Source organism: Vibrio methylphosphonaticus (assembly GCF_023634655.1).
GTDB classification, from domain to species: Bacteria; Pseudomonadota; Gammaproteobacteria; order Enterobacterales; family Vibrionaceae; genus Vibrio; species Vibrio methylphosphonaticus.
In genome coordinates, this window is record NZ_JAMKMS010000002.1 from 246,065 (window position 1) to 268,193 (window position 22,129).

Below are 22,129 nucleotides of genomic sequence, written 5' to 3' on the forward strand. Positions count from 1 at the left end.
TCGACTTCTTCTCTCATCATTAAGCAGCAGTTAAAAAACCGCACTGCTTTTGCCACACTATATTTCGTAAAACCACGACTCATCCTGCACATCCAGTAACTCTGGTTCAGTTCCATCCAGCTCGTAGAGGTAAAAAGTCTTTAAGGGCGGTGAGTAAATATGCAATGTCACTAATGGTTGACTGTCTGATTGCAAGTTTGAGATTTGGTGAATATCTTGGTCGCGGCTTACTGTCACAGTATTTTCTCGATATAACGCAGATTGAGTCGCGTAAATATGACCATTCGCCGCGATTTGGAATTCGGTTTCTGTCGCATCACCCAGTAATATTTTCACTCCGCATGCCGTGCCCCTATGGTCATGAATTTTACTTCGCTGCCCGCTAAGCCAACTTAAAATAAGAATTTCACAGTGCTCATTACGAAACAGTCGTTTACGACTGTAGTGGTCTTGTTCGAAGCTAGCCAGCGATTTTACCTCGTCTTTACTAAGCGTAACATTATCGAGGAGAAAGCGAATAACCGCCAAAGAGAGTGGTCTTCTTGCATCTTGAACTTGACTAATAAACTCGCTAAAACTCATCAGGTGATCATAGCCCAGTAACGAGCTGGTAGTACTTTGAGCGTTGTCTGAACTATCGGCGATATGTGACAAAAGCGCCTCCTTATATCCTATCCGTTCAATACACACTTGCAGATTCGCCCTACATTGTAAGGCGACCCACTAACCATAGTTCATAACGAAAAAATCAGACAACCAAAAACAAAACGAACCCAGTATCTGTAACACTCATCGTTGACCACACAGAGACTAAGTAACCCCATTATCCCCACTCCTATTCCATCAGTTATTACTACAGGTAATAATTGAAATTTCATCGTTCATTTCCGAATCCCATCCATATTCATTATTATCACCTTATCGAAAACAAAGGAACAAAGTCATTAGCATTTATGTTTTCGAATATTTAAATAAGATAAATAAATCAACTACAAATTAATACTTGCTAAGGAGGGCATAATAAATAGAGCAGAGTAATTATGACTTTAATGAATGTAAGTAGAACAATCACAGCGGTAGCACTCGCATCTGTATTTTCATTATCAATCACACCAGTATTGGCCGATGAATATCAGGATATGTCCGATCCGATGGCCGTATATTCTCAAGCGGGATTTGGTGTAACCAATAAAGGCTTAAACTTTAAGTTAGGTCAATCGTATGACACAAATAATGATGCCACAATGGCAATGCATGTTTTAGAAGCAAAAGGATTTGCTGCAGATAGCCTAAACCTTAAAGGTGATGATAGTTTTGATTCACTTCGTTATCGACACTTTAATGTCAATACGGAGAGCGGTCTTGGCGCACAGATAGATGTAAACTGGGATTTTGACAATAAGATTGGCTCGGCATCTTACTCGATAATTCAAGCCTTACCGAAAATGGGGGCAGTGCAGCTTTATCCCCTAGCAGGCATTGGCATTAACGTCGCAGATATTCACTCTTCATTGATTGATCCGGAGGCGAAGACCGGCTATGAAGGTTCGATTGGTTATACCATTCCATCAAGCTTTGCATTGTTGGGGTTATATTCAAAGATTGAGCTAACAGACAATATCTGGCTTAACTACAACCCAATGTACACTTCCCAATTAGGTGGTATTGAGTCTTTCAGTGATTTATATGGCTGGCAGCACGAGATAGCAGCCAGCTATAAAATAAACAGTCAGAGTAATATCCGAGCATTTTGGAACTTTGGCGAAGCAAACGATGGTACTGATTTCAGAGTCGAATATAACCATCAATTCTAATTATATTAAATAACCACTCTAAATACACGCTGTACTTTTAACAATACAGCGTTGAATAACACGATTCAAACTAGGTATTATTATGAATAAAACAATGATGTCCATCCTAATTGGTTCCCTCACAATTGGAACGCTCGCACATGCTGAAAATACGATACCAACAGATGCGGAACTCACTGGTCAGCGTGTCTACCATCATATGGATAATATGGTGGGCTTTATGGAAAAGAACGGCGTGAATAACTTTGAATTCCCCGGTTTAGCTGATCATACATGGGATGTCATTACACCCGCGCTGGACCATATATATGCCAAAGCCATGTTAGATGTGACCAACGGTCCTGTTGAGGTAACGGTACCACCACGCGATGCTGGGCGTTACGCTTCCTTTCACTTAATTGATGCTGAGCACTTTGCCGCATACCATGAAGTCACCCCAGCGGAAGGTGGCACTTATCTTCTGGTTCGCTCTGGCGCGGATTACGACATTCCTGAAGGCAAATACATCGATACAATCGACGTTAACGACGACCTGATTTTCGCATTTATTCGCGTACAGACGTTTGAATATCGTGATAACGGCGTAGCAGATGAATGGCGTAAACAGCTTGTCATTGATAATAAAGCGCCAATATCAGACATCGCACTACCCGATCGTCAAAATGTACAATCGGTCATTCAATTCGCCGATCAAATTTCAGACGGATGGCCACAAACTCATGACAATATGCAGACTATCATCGCTGATAAAGCATTTGATCAAACCAGGCTCAGTGACGTTCGTGAATACGTACATAACTTAGGTTCATCAGGCTTAGTGGTAAACAACCTCTCTGGCTTTGAACATCCGGGTCATGCCGACGATCTAGGTGATGAGAAAAGACGCTCGCTACTTACGCACTTAGGGCACCTAGGATTCCCGGCCGAACATGCATACTATGAAATGATTCCGATGACACCTGAAGGTCAAAAACTAAATGGCTCAGAAGATTTTGTTCTGACAATGCCTCACCAGCAAGCTGTAGGTAAATTTTGGTCTATCACCCGTTATTCTGACGAAACTCGTTTACCACTTGATCCAGCGACGATCAAAGGCTCAGACCGCCAAGTTTGGGCAGGAGGCAACACTACTCCAGATTCCAATGGTAACATTACCATCACGTTCTCAAGTGACGACCCTCAGAACGGGACCTACTGGATGCCCGTCGTCGATGGTGAAGACTATTACTTCATCGCCCGCTACTACCTTCCTCAAGAAGGGCTAGCAGGCAACACCGTGCAAAATATTATTTATAAAGGCTCACCACTAGAAACGTTAATGACGCCTAAAGCAACGTTTAATTACGGAAACTAAAAAGGTGATACCAGCCAGGGACGGCACCGATATCTTTTAACTACCTTGTGCCAAAAAGATATCGTTTATTTCTTTATGGAGCCATTGTACTAATGGCGTTCTTGATAGTTTACTAGGTATAAAAGCACCAATATCACTGTCGAGGCGATGGTCATGATGTACCGAAAAAAACCTGGTTCCTTCTGGCAAATCAACATCAAAAATATCGACACAAGGTAATAGCGAGTCAGATTCAGCAACCACATGCAAACAAATACTCAGTTGGTCAGCACGTATACTGACTTTGGGCGCTATCCCTGCTTGGCGAAGTGTGGTTTCGATTAAATTCTCTTTTTTATTAAAATCCGGTAACTGAAGCAGAGCAAGCGGATACTGCCCTATATCTTGAGTGGTTCGCTCAGTCGCTAATATCGGGTGTCCTTCTCGACAAATAAGCTTGAAATAACAGTGCCCGAGATGCTTTTGTATCACCTGCTTAGAAATGTCTAAAGGTAGGTAGTTAATCCCCATATGCAGGCGTGCCAAGGTAAGATCGTGCTCTGTGTCTTGCCCCCAATTAATGAGTTTTAACGTCGCGTGCGGCAGTAACGGTCGAAGATGGCTATAGAGTTGTCGAGAAACGGGTCGATAAAGCGATGTATTAATCGCAATACTAATATCCCCAGTATACTGGCTTGGATCAAATTGCTGATTGCGTGAGAAAATATCCTCCATTAACTCAAATACGCTAGGCAGTTTCGCCAGCAACTCTAAGCAGTATGGTGTGGGCTCTAAACCATATTGCTTGCGTACAAACAGTTCGTCACCAAAATCATCACGTAGTCGCTTTAATTGTTTGCTTACTGCCGGTTGCGAGAGAAACATCCGCGCTGCAGCACGTTTGGTATTGCGCTCTTCCCCAATGATTTTAAGTAACTTGAGGGAATTAAAGTCCAGTTTTCTTAGTAAGTTATCATCCATATTCTAACAACACTCTTCGTAGAGACTCATTAATGGTACAACACGGTCATAGATGCGGCTAGAACCTTCAAGCCAAATATTAATCAGACAGTAAACCACAGAAAAAACAACACAAAAAAGGAAAAATTTCAATTAGCTCCTTGCTATACCCACACTCATTATCCTTTGTGTCTTAATCTCTTTATCCGGTTATTTCACCGTTCAAGATTCAGCGAAACCATTCGTCGCAATCTCGACATGACAAACAATCCACATTGTATGGTGGCTATAAACAACATAAGGGAGAAGTAATCATGAATGCTCGAACAACAAGACTTGTTTTACGATGGGTGCACATTATTGGCGCGTTGCTTATTGGAACGGCGCTTTACTCGCCGCTGAAATCGAACCAAAGCTTTATGACTCTCGTGTTATTTATTCTTGTTCCTGTCGTCGCAATAACAGGAATAGCGATGTGGAAACAGGGTAAACTGATGGCGTTATTGAAACCTAGATAGCGTTGTTCTTTCAGTATTGGAACTATTCACAATATCTATAGAACGCGTTAATTATCGTGGTTTAACGCGTTCTATCCGCTGTACATTATTCCCTACTCCGACCACGAACGCCACTTGTAGATTCTACTTTCTCGCTCGCGGCAAATATGTATAATTGAAATTATTATTGTCAGTGGTCTCATTTACACCACTGATACCATCGAGCTGTATGTGGATTTCATATGAATTTCTCAAAAATAATCGCACCACAGCTGCTTAAAAGGGTTTGGAAACCACCCGCTCACATCGCGAGATGTATTCGTACAAATTATCGACGTGTGAGCCGCCACAATAGCCGCGACTTTAATAAAAAACATACCCAAATCCTAGAAATGATCGGCAAAGGCATCCCCGCTGCTGATATATATAATAAAATCGGTTTATTATATGAGTCTCGTCACCCCGGGCTACGCTGCTCAATGTTAGAGCTCCATGGAGACACTTTAATTCACGGTGGTGCACCCAGTATGCCCGAAGAATACTGCAAAGCCGTCAACGGTTTAAAGATTGGTCCGGATATCGGCTCTTGTGGCACTTCAACTTATACTGGTAAACGAGTCATCGTCGAAAACATCGAGACCGACCCTAGATGGAAAAATATCAAGCAATTTGCCCTTCCTCATGGAATGCGAAGCTGCTGGTCTGAACCCATTAAAAGCTCCAGTGGCGAAGTGCTGGGTGCATTTGGTATGTATTACGACTACCCTGCAACACCAAACAAAGACGAATCCAAAAGCCTTAAGTCCGCCGCGATGCTAGCCAGCATTGTGATGGAGCGCGATAAAAACCAAAAACGCATCCAAGAATTAGCCTATACCGATGAGTTGACTGGCTTTTCAAGCCGAGCCTACTTCTATCTCAAGCTTGAAACGTTAGTAAAGGAGTCTCAACAAAACAAACAACGCTTTGGCGTAATATTTATTGACCTAGATAACTTCAAGAATATTAATGACAGCTTTGGACACGATGTCGGTGATCGTTATCTTCAAGATATCGCCAGTCGATTAACACCAATCATTAATGATTCATATTTAATCTCTCGTCTAGGTGGGGATGAGTTCTGCATTGTTGTTAAAGAGTCAGCAATGACACATAACAGTGAACGAATCGCGCAACGTTGCCTAAGTGAAATATCTCAAACCACCGATATTTCTGGCCGGGAATTTGTGCAATCATGCAGTATTGGCATCGCTCATTACCCAGAAGATGGTAGCGATGTCAGAACGGTATTAAAGTCGGCTGATACCGCTTTGTATCGAGCTAAAAATGCAGGGAAAAACCAATATGTCAGCTATGATAAGGCATTCACGGTAGCAGCAGAATATCAGTCTAATGTCGAACAGTTATTGCGTAGCGCGTTAGATAACAAAGACATCACCATTGTTTATCAACCACAAATAGATTTGACCACTCAACAAGTGATTACTATCGAAGCACTTTGTCGCTGGTATCACCCAGAACTTGGTCAAGTCTCCCCCGAAGAATTTATTCAAATCGCCGAACGAACTGGAATGATAAAACCACTCACTGAATACGTTCTAGCGACAGCGTGCAAGCAAGCGGTTTTGTGGAAGAATGCAGGGTATCCTCGAATACGCCTAGCGGTGAATATTTCACCGTCACATTTTTTAGACCCTGACTTCATTCCATTGATTGAACGGATTCTTTACGAAACAAAAATGGACCCAAGCGATCTTGAATTGGAGGTCACTGAAACGGTCATTCAAACTAAGCCAGCCAATCAGCTCGTATTTAGGCGCCTAAAAGCACTGGGCATAAAACTCGCAATTGATGACTTTGGAACTGGCTATTCCTCTTTCGCCTCATTAAAACATTTAGATGTGGATGTGTTAAAAATTGATAAGTACTTTATCGACGATATATTGGTGGATAGAAAATCTCAGTACCTCGTGGAATCTATGATAGGCATGGCACACAATCTAGGGTACTACGTTGTAGCAGAAGGTGTTGAGCGTCAAGAACAAGCCCAGCTACTTAAACAAATGTCATGCGATGTTGTACAGGGTTATCTGTTTAGTAAACCGACCCACCCGGAAAATATCGAAGCGCTTTTGCGACCCGTCAATTAAGACAGTGAGCTCAATCACAACACATCAAGCTCACTGTTCGTTTATCGCTTTGTCGCAGATTCCGAACGCATAAGTCCTACAACATTTCAGCGAGTGCCCTCGCGCTACAACTACCAAAGTACTTGGCGTCGTAACTCACAAAGCCGCTAAAGCGACTAAAGCAACTAAAGCAACTAAAGCAACTAAAGTAAGTAAACCAAGTAAAGCTACAACGACGTGACGCCCGAATACCGCACTCCAGATAGCTGCGCCATTTCTCTGTTCCAAGTGGCAAGGTCATTGTGATTAAATTGGCTAAGGTCATTATGCCCACAGGCTCTCGCCATCACTTGCATCAACTCGGTTGAGGCTTCAAAGAAGTTATTGAGTTGCTTCGAGGCTTTTTCGACATTGAGTCGCTGTCGTAAATCGGCCTTTTGAGTAGCAATACCTGCAGGACAATTGTTGGTATTGCACATTCTCGCCGCCACACAACCTATAGATTGCATGGCACTATTCGATATTGCCACACCATCAGCGCCCAATGCCACCGCCTTAACAAAGTCCATGGGCACTCGCAAACCACCGGTCACGATTAACGTTACCTTACCGCTGACGCCCTGCTTATCCAAATACGCTCGAGCTCGGGCTAATGCGGGTATCGTTGGTACACTAATATGATCTCTAAACATTGCTGGAGCCGCGCCTGTGCCACCACCTCGTCCATCAAGAATGATGTAATCAGCGCTAGCGTCCAATGCAAATTGAATATCCTCTTCAATATGATTGGCACTTAGTTTAAAGCCAATTGGGATGCCTCCCGTGATTTCTCGAACTCGATCAGCAAAACGCTTAAAATCTTCTGCGGTGTGCAGGTCTTTAAATGTGGGTGGGGACACTGCAGCAGTGCCGGCTTCAATCCCTCTAACTTGCGCAATTTTCCCTATATTTTTACTGCCCGGAAGGTGCCCGCCGGTGCCTGTTTTCGCGCCTTGCCCGCCTTTGAAATGAAAAGCTTGCACGTTTTTAATTTTGACTCTTCATATCCGAAACCCGCACTTGCTAATTCATAAAAATAGCGCGAGTTTGCCGCTTGCTCTTCCGGCAGCATTCCCCCCTCACCTGAACAAATGCCAGTACCAGCCAACTCTGCACCTGTCGCAAGAGAGACTTTAGCTTCTTCAGACAACGCGCCAAAGCTCATATCGGATACAAATAATGGGATTTTTAGCGACAGCGGTTTCTTCGCCATTGGACCAATAACCAGCTCCGTCGCCACGGGTATATCTTCCAGCAAAGGCTTAGTCGCCATTTGTGCCACCATGATTTGCAAGTCATCCCAGTGTGGTAACAGATGGCGAGGAACCCCCATAGAAGTCATGGGGCCATGGTGACCCACTTTTTGTAAACCATCACGTGCTAATTGGTGGATAAATTCAACCGTGGGTTCTTCGATTGTGACCGTTGCAATAGGCATACTGTCTGTCGATTGAATTTGAACACCCGGTCCTTCTTGCCCAACTTGTTGTTGGTTAAATTGCTTGTGAGAACCATCGCAATACGGTGGATTCTGGGTGTGTTTACAGCGACATAGATAAGCATCGCCGCTTTCCGTCGCAACAAAACTCTTAGGTTTAAACTCCGTTCCCGCGTGAGAACCATCGCAGAAAGGTTGATTAGACGAGCGACCACACGTGCAGTAGTAATATTCTTTGTCTTTAGTCAGCTCGGTTTTGATCGGTACATTATTGGCGATAATCGGCTTGCTCATAGTCCATCCTTTATTCCATGTGTATTATGGTCAGCCGCTTTTAATTAAGCGTTTCTTGTTATAAGAGACTTTGATGAGCTTAGTTGAGAACGGAGACGATTGCTTTTATACCACCTCCAATAATGACCGTTTTCAATGATAGATTCGTTTCCTACTGCGCTTTTTTTACGTACTTCGCGGTAATTAAAATTTCCCCCCCACCATCGACCTTGCAGTCAAGTTGATGATCCTTACCTTCAATGATTCGCTTAATCACCGCCTTTGTGCCTATCTTAACCACCATAGCGCTACCTTTTACCTTGAGATCTTTTATCGCTGTGATTTTATCCCCTTGCTCCAACAGCGCGCCATTTACGTCGTGGACAACAAACCGTTCGTCCAATAATTGCTGGGGATTCCATTCATACGCACATTCAGGGCATACGAGCTGATCTTGGTCTTGATAAACATATTCGGATTGGCATGCGAGGCAAGGTGGTAGTGACATACTGTGATACTTCTGTTAATGAATCTACTCGGTATGGTAATGGGTCTTTTCTTCGTTAGCGAGTAACTTTTCAATAAATGAATTCAATGCAAGGTCACAGGTTAAGTACAACAGACATTACGATAAAACATCGCTACTAAATAAGCCGAACAGTGGGTAAAAGGGCTCAACCACCACTCGGCTTCTCTCTTTTCATTACGGCCGATTCATCAATGATTAATGAATAAACGCCATTAATTCGCACTGAGTAGGCAGTGCAGTCATTGCACCTTTTTTAGTCGTTGCTAGCGCCCCACAGCCATTACCCCACTGGACGGCTTCCATGATGGTGGCGATGTTGTTCCACTCATCACTTTGTGCCAACCGAACCAGCAGCCCGCCAACAAATGCATCGCCGGCTCCTGTTGTATCGATCGGGTGCATTTTTTGACCGGAGATCAGCTGCTGACACCCTTGATGGATAAGCAAAGCACCTTTTGCTCCTTGAGTTACAAGAACCAGAGGGATATTAAGTGGTGCGATACGGGCTAAACCCTCTTGCAATGTCTCGGTATTAGTCAAATACAACAATTCATCATCGGAAAATTTAACCACATCGGCCATTTCAATCGCTTTGAGAACCACGGTTCGAATCTCATTAGGGTTTGCCCACACTTCTTCACGAAGATTCGGGTCAAAGCTCACAAAGCCCCCTGCGGCTTTGATACTCTCCATCGCTGACATGGTGCTACTTCGACTAGGTTCATTAGCCAATGCAATGGAGCAAAGGTGAAGCCACTGTTTAGCCTCAAATTTTGGTATATCCTCTTGGACAAGAAACTGATCGGCGCTAGGTTTTACCATAAAAGTAAAGCTTCGCTCTCCTTGAGCATCAAGATCAACGATAACGGTAGAGGTGCGCTGCTGAGCATCTAATATCATGTACTCAGTACTCACTCCCTCATCACTTAGTACTTGCTTCATGAATCGCCCAAGTGGATCGTCACCTACACGGCCAAAGAAAGCACTGTCCCCACCTAAGCGAGTAATGGCGACCGCAACATTGGCCGGCGCACCACCGGGACACTTTAAATAGCTCGTGTCCCCTTCAGGAATCAAATCAACAACGGCATCACCAGACAACCATACTCTGTTCATTACTCACACCCTTTTAGATTACTACTTGCAGAGTTCAACTTAGGTAAAGCCAACCTCCAAAATGAAAATGTCGCGCACCCAGAAAGCGTTATATTGGTCGCGTTAAGCGGCGTAAATACGCGGCTACTCATGACGTATTCACCATCATTAATAAAGAGTTCTACCGACGATGAATCCGCCAAAATGTGTAGTGTCACTGTAGAACTAGAAAGAGGCAGCTCTCTTATTTGGTCGCCTTCTCTGATTAAGGTTTGGCTTCGATCTAGCCGTAACGAGCGAATGTCAGCATCTAGAGTTATCTTAAGCTCGTGATGACTGCCTTTGAACAAGGCTAATTCACTGCCCCACTGAAGTTCCACCTTTAACTCAAACGACTTTGTGCCTAAATCTCTTGATGCATCATTAAGTTCGAACTCCTCAACAGCACCTTGCATTGATTTCAGCTCTTGAAGCGGACGTTGTATTAGGCGATCGCCTTGATACGTCAACTCACGCAAGCACGTGAGTTGATGGACCCAGCCATTATCAATACTAGGTTGATTGATTTCATCCGGTAGTCCCATCCACCCAATCAGTACACGTCGACCATCTGGCGTTGCTAGCGTCTGTGGTGCATAAAAATCAAAGCCATGATCAAGATTTTTAAAACCAGAGAACGTCATGCTTTGTCCATCAGACCATTCAACGTCAAAATACCCATTATGATGAGGTACCGTGTGATGAGGGCTAGTTGACTCAATTCCCTGCGGGCCGATAAGTGCCACCCAACGACCATTAAGTTGGAACATATCGGGGCACTCCCACATGTAACCGAGATCCCCCATCTCTTCGCCATACAAGCCGTGATAATGCCAATCATGAAGATTATTCGATTTATAGACCGCGAGACGTCCTCGCATGTCTTCTCTCTGTGCGCCAAGCAACATTAGCCATTCATTGCTATGGTAAAACACTTTAGGGTCACGGCAATGTGGTGTGACTTGGGGAGGAAGCGTTGCTACAACCGGGCCTTTTTTATCAAAGGTAACGCCGTCGGCTGACACGGCAAGGCATTGAGTCGTGTGACGATCTCGTTGCTCGCCAATTCGTGTATTGCCAGTATAAAACAGCATCAACTCATCACCATTGCTTACAGCATGTCCCGAAAACACCCCATGAGAATCGAACCAGTCAGAGGGTGTCAGCGCTAAGGGTTGTCGCTGCCAGCCAAGCAAGTCTTTGCTCACTATGTGAGCCCAATACTTGTCTTTATGCTCACAGGAATACGGCGACCATTGGTAGAACAAATGATACTGTCCATTGTGGAATACGAAGCCATTAGGATCGTTAAGCAAACCCTGTGGCGGCGCGATGTGCCACTGTGGACGGAACTCACACTCTGTTGGCACTTCACATGCTTGCGCCATTACACGCTGTTGACTCGCTATCTGCTTCCCAACGGCAAGCAGATCGGCGCTTGCTAAGGTTGCGGGCTTCTTGTAACGCACTTGCTTTAGTAATGTATTAATCTCAATGCATACTTTCTCTTCAACGTCATCCATTGAAGGTAACTGCTGTGCCGCGGTCACTAGATCCATATCTCTGACTTCAAACACCAGATCATCATCAGGGATAAGTACTCGGGTTACATTCTGGATTCCACCACAGTCTGTAATAAAACAGGCTAACGACATAGTCACACTCACAGTTAATATTTTGGGAACGTTTGCAACTTTAGTGTAGCGTGTCTAAAAATTCAAGTTCGAATCGTCCACCAACAGTAAATCTGTGAGCGCACCTGAAAAATAACCACTTACGGAATCAACAACAGGCGCATTGAACACTGCTTTTATACCCGTTTCTCAGCCCCCCCAGATATTACCTTCCTAGCATGTTTCCCTATCCACGCTCTTAAAGCCAAGTACCATTTTGCTCATATGCTGTTGTTTTCCATTAATTAAATCCAACAGCACTTGCGCAGACGCCTCACCAGCCGAGTCAAATGAATAATGAAATGTCGACAGCGTAGGTGAGCACACACTACCTAGCTCATCATCGCCGACGCCTAGAATTTTGATATCTTGACCAGGCAATTTTCCAGATTGTTTAATCGCATTAATTGCGCCAACAGCTATACGATCGGTTGCACAGAATACGCCATCAACGTCTGGATAAGTATTGAGTAGATCAGTCATCTGCTCAAAACCCGACTCAATAGAAAATTCTCCCCGGCTGTGGAATAAAGGCTCACCGAGTCCCGCAAATTCCGTGGCCTGAAGCAATCCCTGGTAACGCATTGAATCAACAGCGATATCTTGACTATTCACGCCAATAAAGCCGATTTTCTTTGCCCCTGCCTCAACCAACCTTTGACCAGCAACAAACCCAACCCGGCTGTCATCATGAATCACGCTTGGTATATCAAACAAAGAACCATCTTGACCCACGAGAACAACTGGTACGTCGGACTGCCCAATCACTTTAACCAGCTCTCTATCAAGGTGAGTCGCATAGAGAATAATGCCTTCGACCCGTTTTTGATTGAACAACCGAATGAACTCAACTTCTTTGTCATTGTTATGCTGGCTATTCGCCAATAGTACGTATTTCCCTGCTTGCTCAAACACCCGACTTAGACCGTCAGCCCCTTGTGACACTGCGCCTGAAGACACGGTTGGCACAATGACGCCTATCAAATTGGTCTGCTGTAATTTTAGATCCTTAGCGACTTGATTCACAAAGTAGCCGCACTCTTCAATGGCCTTTCTGACCTTGAGCTTAGTGCTTTCTTTTACTCCGTACTCGTCATTAACAACGCGAGACACGGTGGACTTTGAAACCCCTGCGAGCTTCGCTACGTCATGCAAACTTGCCATGCAATATTCAGCCTTTTGTTCTTTTCTGCAATTGTTTGCAAGTTTGACAACTAATAATCATGAAAGATAGTGCTTTGTGATCACACTAACCGCCAGATCCGGTTAAATAAGTCGATCATCGTCATACTTTTCTGCATTTAATTTTGACTAAATACCCTTTTTCCCGAAAAATCCATTTTGCAAACGTTCCCAACAATTAACAGTCTATTCCTAATATAATAAGAAATAGTCATTACGATACCCAGCGATTTAGGGTATACCCAAGATATCCGGAGCCCGTTATGAACTACCCTGCTGTAGCAAAAGAACTCTTAGCACTCATTGGAGGTAAAGATAACCTCACCGCACTCGCCCATTGCGCGACACGATTACGCCTTGCCGTTAAAGATGAGTCCTTACTTCAAGAAGATGCGATCGATAACCTTGAAGGCGTAAAAGGCCAGTTTAAAGTGGCAGGCCAATACCAAGTCATTTTCGGCTCTGGTATTGTCAATCAAGTCTACGCTGAAATGGCTAAGCTGACTGGAATGAGCGACATGTCAACCAGTGAAGTCGCTTCCGCAGGTGCCGAAAAACAAAATGTGGTCCAAAAAGCGGTCAAAGGGCTCTCTGATATATTCGTACCGATTATCCCAGCCATTGTGGCGGGTGGCCTATTAATGGGTGTATTCAACCTTCTTACGGCTAAAGGGCTATTCATTGACGGGCTATCGCTTATTGAAGCCTACCCTGGCATGGCTGACTTAGCAGGGATGATCAACACATTTGCCAATGCCCCTTTTGTTTATTTACCTGTTTTACTCGCTTTTTCAGCATCTAAAAAGTTTGGTGGAAACCCTTTCCTTGGCGCGGCGCTGGGGATGTTAATGGTTCACCCTGATCTTTTGAACGGTTGGGGTTTCGGTGGTGCGAGTGTCTCTGGTACGATCCCTACTTGGAACATTTTTGGCTTCGAGATCCAAAAAGTTGGTTACCAAGGCTCGGTATTGCCTGTTTTGGTTTCCGCTTTTATCTTGGCGAAAGTAGAAAACGGACTACGTCAATTTATCCCGTCAGTACTTGATAATTTACTTACGCCAATGCTCGCCATTTTTATCACTGGCTTCCTAACCTTTACCATCGTCGGCCCTTTCACCCGTGATATTGGTTTCTTATTGGGCGATAGCCTTAATTGGCTTTACGATTCTGCAGGCTTTATCGGCGGCGCTTTATTTGGCTTCATTTACGCACCGTTTGTTATCACGGGTATGCACCACAGCTTTATTGCTATTGAAACTCAATTGCTCGCTGACATCGCAATTACTGGAGGAACCTTTATCTTCCCTATCGCTGCAATGTCTAATATCGCTCAGGGCGGTGCAGCACTTGCTGTTGCCTTCACCACCAAAGATACCAAAACAAAAGGAATAGCAATGCCATCTGGCGTCACAGCATTACTCGGTATTACTGAGCCGGCAATGTTTGGGGTGAACTTAAAACTACGTTATCCGTTCATTGCTGCTATTTGCGCCGCTGCCGTTTCTAGTGCCTTTGTCACTATGTTCAACGTCAAAGCCTCTGCATTGGGAGCGGCTGGTTTGCCTGGCATTATCTCCATTCGTCCAAACGATATTATGTACTACGTCGTTGGTATGCTGATCGCTTTTGTCGTTGCGTTTGGCCTAACGATTATTCTAGGTGCCCGCCACAATGCAAAAGTAGGCAATACACCCGTAACAGCTTAGTGCTAAACCAAATACACGCGGTGTAGAAGATACCGTGTGCAACAGCAACCCATAAAAAAGCCCATAGGTCCTGACCTATGGGCTTATTGCGTTGTATTTAAAGACGATGACAAACCGGTATCTAAAAATCCAAAGCGTCGGTAAGTACCTCTCGTTAGATGACCATTACTAAATCACCATCGCTAAGTAACCAAAAATCAGCACTAGCATAGAGGTAAGCGCGTATGGAACCGGGTACCCAACCGCTGGAATTGCGCTCTGAGCGGCATCCTGTGCACCTTTCATTGCTGGTGTGCTATTACGTCCACCGGCACATGCGCCAGCTAAAATAGCAGGGTTCATCTTACGAATATAAAGCCCATACAACCATGCCAATAATGGTGGAAGTAATGCGGCGATCAAGCCCAACACCGCAATTTTTATCACGACGATACCTTGGAACGACGCAAGTATTTTAGGTCCGACGGTCGCAGCAAGTACCGCCACAAAGAGGCTTAACCCAATGTCTTGCAAGAAGCTACGAGCACCTTCGCTCATCGGCCCACCAAAGGTTGGGTTTCTTGTACGTAGAAAAGAGAAGATAATCCCCGTAAGCATACAACCAGCCGAGGTTCCCAAAGCAAATGGAATGCCGCCAAGCGTCACACTAAAGTGACCACATACATAACCAATCAACAAAGCAATCGCGAGGTAAAAGGTTTCCGTTATGGTACTTTCCACGATCGGTGCACTATTCAATTTTTTGGCTGTTTGCTGAACGCACCAATCAGAGCCTGCCACTCGAAGTACGTCACCCGCTTCTATCACTGTTTTCGCCAGCAAAGGCATTTGGTGGCCTTGTCGGAACAACGCTTTAATATAAATACCAAAGCCCACTTCCGTGCCAACTTCTTCTAATGTTTTTCCAATGTATTGAGACTTTCCAAGATGAAGATCGGCCACCTCAATATCCACATTTCTCGCACGAGGCTCGTCAACTTCAATGCCAACCTCGGCATCGCCGCCCGTGATCAGCGCATGATAACTCCCTCTTACGCCAATGATATCGTTCAATTGCAGTGTCGGGTTTTCAGACGCATCAAATACCTGTTCACCTCTCACCACTTTGAGTATTGCGGCATGAGGGAATTGATGAAATAGGGCTTGAACATCCTGCCCAACTAACTCTTGGTGCTGGACTTGATAAGCGCGAATATCCAATGGCAAAACACCAAGGTTTGAGAAACCAGTCGTACTTGGCAGAGGCTCAGCATCGCCACCAGCGCCAAACTCGGCTTCCGCTTCTTTTGCAGCTTTGACCGGATCTATTTTAAACAGCGCGGGTAAATATTTAATGAGTAGAATAATAAACACAGTAGAAAGAACATAACTTATCGCATAACCTGCTGCGATATTGGCGCTCACTTGATCAAGCGTCATGCCGTCTGGTGCTTTAAATGCTCCAGACGTAATCGCCGACTGCGCCACACCCATCACCGCCGTCACCGTATAGCTTCCAGAGATGATCCCTGCGGCATAACCAGGCGCTAAGCCAAGAAGCTTAGAGCCGAAATAGACAATGATGAAGTTACTGCATACAACGATCAGTCCAATAACAACAAAATCTAATCCCCCTCTAGCCAAACCAGAAAAAAACTGTGGTCCAACTTTCATTCCGATCGCATACATAAACATCATCAAAAAGATGTCGGAGACTAGCCCCGGTTCATTGATATGAAGCCCATAGACAGAATATGCCGTCAGCGCAATGGCTATTCCTACAATCAAGGTGCCCGCTGTAGAACCTAAGCTGACTCCTTTGACTGACAGTTTCCCTAACGGGTAACCAATCCCAATAGACAAGAACAAAAACACAAATGGGTTTTCGGCAATATAGTGAATAACCGAAAATGGTAGGTCTGTAATATTCATACTCACGTTCCCGTAAAATGAGATAACGTCGAAGTGAAAAGCACCATGTAGAATGATGCGTTCAAAGGTTAGCTAAGAAACCGCCCTTGGGACGGTTTCTTGATGGAGTTAACCGTGATTAAAGCCAGATGACTCTTTCGCATCACTACCATGACTAATTGGGTGTTGTGCGAAAAATTCTACGCAATGTTTTAGATCCGATACGAGCATATCGGCTTGATCGCGGCTGAAACCATGGCGAACGAGAATTCGCATAATGACAAGGTCTTCGCGTTTCGGCGGCATAGCGTAAGCGGCAATTTGCCAACCACGTGACCGTATACGATCAGACAGATCAAAGAGATTAAAGCCTGGGTCAACCCCCTCTTTCAACGACCAACTCATTGCAGGTATTCCCCCACGCCCATCGTAAATAATGTCAAAGATGCCGAGCTTGTCGATCTCATCTGACAAATAGGCCGCCGTGTCGTAGCAAGCTTGATGGATTTTTCGATAGCCTTCTTTACCCAATCGTAAGAAGTTATAGTACTGGGAAACAATCTGCCCGCCCGGTCTTGAAAAATTCAAAGCAAAGGTGGGCATGTTGCCACCTAGATAGTTGACATTAAAGATAAGATCTTCATGAAGTGCACAGGCATCACGCCAAACAATCCAACCCACTCCTAATGGGCTTAAACCAAATTTATGCCCAGAAGCATTAATGGACTTCACTCGAGGTAGGCGGAAATCCCACACCAAGTCTGGTTCACAAAATGGAGCAAGAAAACCACCACTCGCGCCATCGATATGCATTGGAATATCTAGACCGGTGTCTTCTTGCAGTTTATTAAGGGCATCATGTACTTCTTGCACGGGTTCATACTGACACGTAAACGTCACTCCCAGCGTCGGCACAACGCCGATGGTATTCTCATCACAGCGTTTAATAACTTCTTCCGGCGACATAATTAAGCGGTCACCTTCCATGGGGATTTCTCGTAATTCAATATCCCAATAACGCGCAAACTTGTGCCAACAGACCTGCACTGGGCCACAAATCAAATTAGGTTTATCCGTTGGTTTACCTAATTTTTTCATTTTGTCACGCCATGCCCATTTCAGAGCCATGCCGCCCAACATCGCCGCTTCACTCGAGCCTGTCGTTGAACAGCCCAACGTATTCTCTGCGTCTGGTGAATTCCATAAGTCAGCGAGCATGTGCACACATCGTGCTTCAATTTCTGCTGTTTGTGGGTACTCATCCTTGTCGATCATATTTTTATCAATGCATTCATCCATTAACTGATGAATTTCATCTTCAAGCCATGTCTGACAGAACGTGGCTAGGTTCTGACGAGAGTTGCCATCCATAAATAACTCATCATGAACCACTTGATAAGCATGCTTAGGTGCATGTTCTTGCTCAGGAATTTTATATTTAGGCATGGAAAGTGACAGATCGCGAGATGAGTAAATATCATCTAATAGATCATTTCTTACTGAATCTTTATTATGAAGAGGCATTATTTCGTTACTCCTAGTAGTAAATGTTTTTATTTACCTGAATGACTTTATTAATGGTTCTTATATGAGACACAGAAAAGATAGATCAGCCTTGTGAAATCAGCAATATACACACATCAAACATAACATCCCGTAATTGAGGCGATAGCGTAAGATTAGACTGACACTATCGTCCAATAACAACGATACTACTGTGTTAAAAAACCCTCACCAAACCACCATAACCCTATGATTAGGTTAGTATTTAAACGCAATTACACCCTACTAACATTCGGCATTAAGGATGATAACGTCGTAAGATGTTTAATGCCAAATAGAGCCATGTAACCACGACACATAATTTTTTTCGTGAAAACCCGCTTTATTTAATTAACAACATCATTGCTTTAATCCATTGATTATTTAAGGTTATATTTCTACGCTCAGAGGCATTATTTACTCTATTATCATTAATCTTGTTCCATTTAATACTCACCTTCACCTTCACGATCAACTTCTATTCCATCGCAATGACGTCCCTAACATTCGCATCCAAAACAAAGCTAGAGTCGTGGCTGACGAGAATAAATGCCCCTTTATATTCTTGAAGTGCCATTGCCAGTAAGCTTTTAGATTCAATATCTAAATGATTATCTGGTTCATCCAATAACAAAACCGTCTCATCATCGTTTTGTGTCACGATCAACATGGAGAGTTTCATCTTCTCTCCACCGCTTAGGTGCGCCACTTTGCGATGAACATTATCTCGACGAAACCCAATTCCAGCGAGGAGCGTTCTCGCCTCACCTAACGTGATACCGCGAGTATATGTGAGCAAACTGTCCAGAATTGACTGCTGTTCGTTAAGTAAACTGAAATGTTGGTCAAGATATACGGTTTGAACATGGCAAGAGATAGTGCCCAACAGGTGAGGATGACTTCCGTGTATCGCCTTTAGCAAGGTCGACTTTCCACATCCATTTTTGCCTTGTAAGTGATAGCGTTCGCCCTGCTTGACCGCAAAAGAGTACGGTCCCATACCGCCATACTTTAATACGCAGTTTTCGATATTGAGTAAGGTCTTTTTCTTAAAGGATGTTAAGGAAGAGAAATAGAACGCTTGAGGAGCGACACTCACCTGTTCCGCCTTTAGGGACTGCAACTTCGATTTATGGCTATCTTGCTGGTTTCTTTGTTGTTTGACTGCCGAGCGTTGACTTTGTCCGGCTTTATTTTTCATGGCATCTAACAGTATTTTCGGCTGACTCCCTGAACGCCTTAGTCGGTTTCCTTGTGCAGCGCGCTGCTGCGCTTTTTCTTGGCTAAGCTGTGCCTGACGCTCACACTTTTTTTGCTCAGATTTCACCTGAGCAATTTTCTTGTTGAGTGCCGTCGTCTGCAATGTCGATTGCGCCAAGTAATGATCATAGTTTCCTTTAAAATAATCCAACCCTAAATGCGTCATTTGTACGATAGCATCCACCTGATTGAGTAAATTTCGATCATGGGTAACCAATAATATCTGACCATCAAAATGGTGACACTGTTCAATCAGCCATTGTCGACCGTCTTCATCGAGGTGATTGGATGGTTCATCCAACAAAAGCACGTCAGCGCCAGATTGAAAACACTGATGCAATTGCAACCTCGCTATTTGCCCACCACTTAACGAGTGGCAATACGCGTCTAAGTCAGGCTCAATTCTAAGTGACTTCAGTACCTCCTGGGCATCACTTTCCAGTGACCAGTCTTCACCGACGATATCAAAGTAGCGTTGTTCGCACTCCCCTTGGCTAATAGCACGTAACGCTTGACGCTTTTTCGAAATACCTAGGAATTCAACAACACTCACGTCACGATTTAACAGTATCGAAGGCTGTTGTGAATAATACGAAAATTGGCCATGGCGTATTATTTGGCCTTCCGTCGGTTGCTTCTTTCCCAGTAGCAACGACAGCAATACTGATTTACCTACCCCGTTCCTCCCCACCAACCCGGTAAACCGATCTGCCAATGAAAAATGTATATTTTTGAATAGCCATTCACCCGTATCCAGTTGGAATGACAGTTGTTGCGCCACCAACAACGAACTCGATGGTAGAGTTTGCATTGATGATGGGTGCGTTTTCGTTGTTTTTTGACGTGTATTACGTGCAGGCATATCCGCCTCCTTTTACGATAAATGCAAAAGGGGTTGCGCCTTTCGAACCGAATGGCTAAACGTTACTTTGACCGTATTATCACAACGTCCAAATTCGCTCGAACACGTTTATATTGTAAAGAACCATAACGCCACTTTAAGCGCAAAGTATCTAAACACACGAAGTACAACGACAATGGATTTGGCTAACCAGCCAAGATAATACAATGATGCAGATAGAAATGACGAAGTAACGCCCACTAACCCCGAGAGTCCAATTAATTAGATAGAAAATGGATGTCAGGATGTTAGTACTTCATTATGGCGTTCGCTCCGCTTGATATGATGGCTAAATTCTAAACCCAAATAGACCAATAAGGCAACTGACCTTTTTTTGAGGTGTGAACTCGCAAAACCTAGACTAGCTAATCACATTATTAAGTAAGCATAGCCTAGCGATGACGGCGCAGTCGTCAGAGTAAAGCCGTCACTAGGCAGCAAAGTTGCCGTCATTTATGAATTATGCGATCACTGAGATAGTTTTTATGCCGATCCAAAACTATGCTTAAGGTAGGCACAAAAACATGAGGGTATAGTGATGAAATATAAGCATATCTTAGTAGCGTTAGAGCTGTCGGATGATAGCCATGTAGTCATTGATAAAGCAGTATCCTTTGCCAAGCTTCTGGATGCTGAAGTGTCGTTTATTCATATTGATGGGAGTCATGGAGAAATCTACCCAGATTTAGTCGATATTCAAGCAGAGCCTGAACGTCAACCGCTAAGCGCGACTTCAAATGAAAAGCTCATCGCTTTTAAACAGTACACAGACTTCCCTATCAAACGCTTCTTAGTCGGCACTGGTGACTTGGGTGATAAACTTGAAGATACGGTCACAGAAAACGAGATTGACCTCTTGATTTGCGGTCATCACCATGATTTCTGGAGCCGTATTGTTTCTTATTCTAGACACCTAATTAATAAGTCTCCGATCGATATTCTAGTTGTACCTATCTAAGCTCACTTCGATTGAGTTCAGTTCAGTTCAGTAACAAATAGAGCGATAAAAATAAGCAGCGATAGTGGTAGCGCTGCTTATTTGGTTTTTAGACTATTGATCGCCAACTTAGCAGGTCAACTGGCTTTCATCTGCAGTGATAATTGTTGTAGATGCCTAATGGCTTCAACGTGTTGTGTATAGTCGGCAAACTTTGCCAACCGCTCATCACTCATTTCAAATAGATCGTCCCTCAATTCCCAATAGAGTGCAGAAGTGTGTAGCATCGCTGCCAAAGACTTGTAAACCTCTTGCTCATAGATCGTCAGGAGCCTATCCCGCTGCATCTCACGATCGCTGTCGTCAGAAGATTGCTGCATGTCACTGATCAATTTTCGATAGCGTGTACCGCCAGTCATACTTTCCATCAATGGCTGATTGTCTTTAGCCAGATCGGTCAGGGTCGCGTGAATTAGGCTCAACCAATTCTTCTGAGTGAGATCGCTATTGTCGATATCTTGGAAGTTCAGACGTATCTTTGACTCTATCGATTTTTGTGCTTTCTTTAGTACCGAACGACACGTTTGAAAAGGCAATTGATACTGTTTGCACAATTCGACAATTAGGACATGAAACCCGCCTTTAGGGAGGTGAAGGGCCGCTTTGAATGTGGCTAGTGCGTGTTCTTGGTCTTCGGTAAGATCGGTCATTTCATTTATCTTCTTAAAATACAGGTATCGCTCATACGATTTCTGCCGTTAAGCCTCTCTAGTTATCTCTATTTTGTCAATGCGTTTTAAACCATGCACGATCTTTGAAAACAATAGGTGACAATAAAACCTTACACCTAACATCCCACATAAACTGGCGCTACCCATTGACAGAACCAAAC

The 22,129-nt window shown here is 44.1% G+C and carries 16 protein-coding genes and 2 pseudogenes; 6 read left to right on the plus strand and 12 right to left on the minus strand.

What is annotated here, in order from left to right:
* Window positions 1-57: 57 nt before the first annotated feature.
* The gene (locus M9196_RS03435; RefSeq protein ID WP_250616278.1) at window positions 58-582 is read right to left on the minus strand and encodes a cysteine dioxygenase; all 525 of its coding nucleotides are present in this window, start codon (window positions 580-582) and stop codon (window positions 58-60) included.
* Window positions 583-1,040: 458 nt separating this feature from the next.
* Between M9196_RS03435 and M9196_RS03440 the strand changes: the two genes are divergently transcribed.
* Both M9196_RS03440 and M9196_RS03445 read left to right on the plus strand, forming a co-directional pair.
* Window positions 1,041-1,814 carry a hypothetical protein gene (locus M9196_RS03440; protein ID WP_250616125.1) on the plus strand — a complete coding sequence of 258 codons (774 nt, stop codon included), beginning with the start codon at window positions 1,041-1,043 and terminating at the stop codon, window positions 1,812-1,814.
* A gap of 82 nt (window positions 1,815-1,896) precedes the next feature.
* Window positions 1,897-3,168: a DUF1254 domain-containing protein gene (locus M9196_RS03445; protein WP_250616126.1), complete on the plus strand. Its 1,272-nt coding sequence runs from the start codon at window positions 1,897-1,899 to the stop codon at window positions 3,166-3,168.
* A 36-nt stretch (window positions 3,169-3,204) separates the two neighbouring features.
* Here the strand turns inward: M9196_RS03445 and M9196_RS03450 are convergent, their stop codons facing one another.
* Window positions 3,205-4,128, minus strand: coding sequence for a LysR family transcriptional regulator (locus M9196_RS03450; RefSeq protein ID WP_250616127.1), 924 nt, complete (start codon window positions 4,126-4,128; stop codon window positions 3,205-3,207).
* A gap of 293 nt (window positions 4,129-4,421) precedes the next feature.
* Between M9196_RS03450 and M9196_RS03455 the strand changes: the two genes are divergently transcribed.
* On the plus strand, window positions 4,422-4,625 hold the full coding sequence (locus M9196_RS03455; protein WP_250616128.1) for a hypothetical protein: 204 nt from the start codon (window positions 4,422-4,424) through the stop codon (window positions 4,623-4,625).
* A gap of 221 nt (window positions 4,626-4,846) precedes the next feature.
* A complete protein-coding gene (locus M9196_RS03460) occupies window positions 4,847-6,754 on the plus strand; it encodes a bifunctional diguanylate cyclase/phosphodiesterase (RefSeq protein WP_250616129.1) in 1,908 nt (635 codons plus the stop codon).
* 206 nt (window positions 6,755-6,960) lie between these two features.
* Here the strand turns inward: M9196_RS03460 and M9196_RS03465 are convergent.
* The 6 genes and pseudogenes from M9196_RS03465 to M9196_RS03485 form a co-directional block, all read right to left on the minus strand.
* Window positions 6,961-8,210 (minus strand): annotated as a pseudogene (locus M9196_RS03465) (FMN-binding glutamate synthase family protein).
* Between the two features lie 90 nt (window positions 8,211-8,300).
* A pseudogene (locus M9196_RS23665) lies at window positions 8,301-8,504 on the minus strand (CDGSH iron-sulfur domain-containing protein); the annotation flags it as partial.
* 151 nt (window positions 8,505-8,655) lie between these two features.
* The gene (locus M9196_RS03470) at window positions 8,656-8,991 is read right to left on the minus strand and encodes a zinc ribbon domain-containing protein YjdM (RefSeq protein WP_250616130.1); all 336 of its coding nucleotides are present in this window, start codon (window positions 8,989-8,991) and stop codon (window positions 8,656-8,658) included.
* A 216-nt stretch (window positions 8,992-9,207) separates the two neighbouring features.
* Window positions 9,208-10,128, minus strand: a complete 921-nt coding sequence (locus M9196_RS03475; protein ID WP_250616131.1) for an aminoimidazole riboside kinase — start codon at window positions 10,126-10,128, stop codon at window positions 9,208-9,210.
* Window positions 10,128-11,801, minus strand: coding sequence for a glycoside hydrolase family 32 protein (locus M9196_RS03480; protein ID WP_250616132.1), 1,674 nt, complete (start codon window positions 11,799-11,801; stop codon window positions 10,128-10,130). Before M9196_RS03480 ends, M9196_RS03475 begins: the two co-directional genes overlap by 1 nt.
* Window positions 11,802-11,993: 192 nt before the next feature.
* Entirely contained in the window at window positions 11,994-12,983 is a 990-nt protein-coding gene (locus M9196_RS03485; RefSeq protein ID WP_250616133.1) for a LacI family DNA-binding transcriptional regulator, read from the minus strand.
* Between the two features lie 281 nt (window positions 12,984-13,264).
* Here M9196_RS03485 and M9196_RS03490 point away from each other — a divergent pair, with 281 nt between their 5' ends.
* On the plus strand, window positions 13,265-14,707 hold the full coding sequence (locus tag M9196_RS03490; RefSeq protein ID WP_250616134.1) for a sucrose-specific PTS transporter subunit IIBC: 1,443 nt from the start codon (window positions 13,265-13,267) through the stop codon (window positions 14,705-14,707).
* Between the two features lie 168 nt (window positions 14,708-14,875).
* On the opposite strand, the gene M9196_RS03495 is transcribed toward M9196_RS03490, so the two are convergent.
* From M9196_RS03495 to M9196_RS03505, 3 genes are all read right to left on the minus strand, one after another.
* Complete coding sequence (locus M9196_RS03495; RefSeq protein WP_250616135.1) at window positions 14,876-16,618, minus strand: aspartate:alanine exchanger family transporter; 1,743 nt, start codon at window positions 16,616-16,618, stop codon at window positions 14,876-14,878.
* 108 nt (window positions 16,619-16,726) lie between these two features.
* Window positions 16,727-18,121, minus strand: coding sequence for a glutamate decarboxylase (locus M9196_RS03500; RefSeq protein ID WP_250616136.1), 1,395 nt, complete (start codon window positions 18,119-18,121; stop codon window positions 16,727-16,729).
* Window positions 18,122-18,617: 496 nt separating this feature from the next.
* Window positions 18,618-20,210 (minus strand): ABC-F family ATP-binding cassette domain-containing protein, encoded by a 1,593-nt coding sequence (locus M9196_RS03505; RefSeq protein ID WP_250616279.1) that lies wholly within the window; start codon window positions 20,208-20,210, stop codon window positions 18,618-18,620.
* A gap of 628 nt (window positions 20,211-20,838) precedes the next feature.
* On the opposite strand from M9196_RS03505, the gene M9196_RS03510 reads away from it, so the two are divergent.
* Window positions 20,839-21,258, plus strand: a complete 420-nt coding sequence (locus M9196_RS03510) for a universal stress protein (protein ID WP_250616137.1) — start codon at window positions 20,839-20,841, stop codon at window positions 21,256-21,258.
* A 116-nt stretch (window positions 21,259-21,374) separates the two neighbouring features.
* Here M9196_RS03510 and M9196_RS03515 read toward each other — a convergent pair whose 3' ends face one another.
* Complete coding sequence (locus M9196_RS03515) at window positions 21,375-21,947, minus strand: hypothetical protein (RefSeq protein ID WP_250616138.1); 573 nt, start codon at window positions 21,945-21,947, stop codon at window positions 21,375-21,377.
* Between the last annotated feature and the right edge of the window lie 182 nt (window positions 21,948-22,129).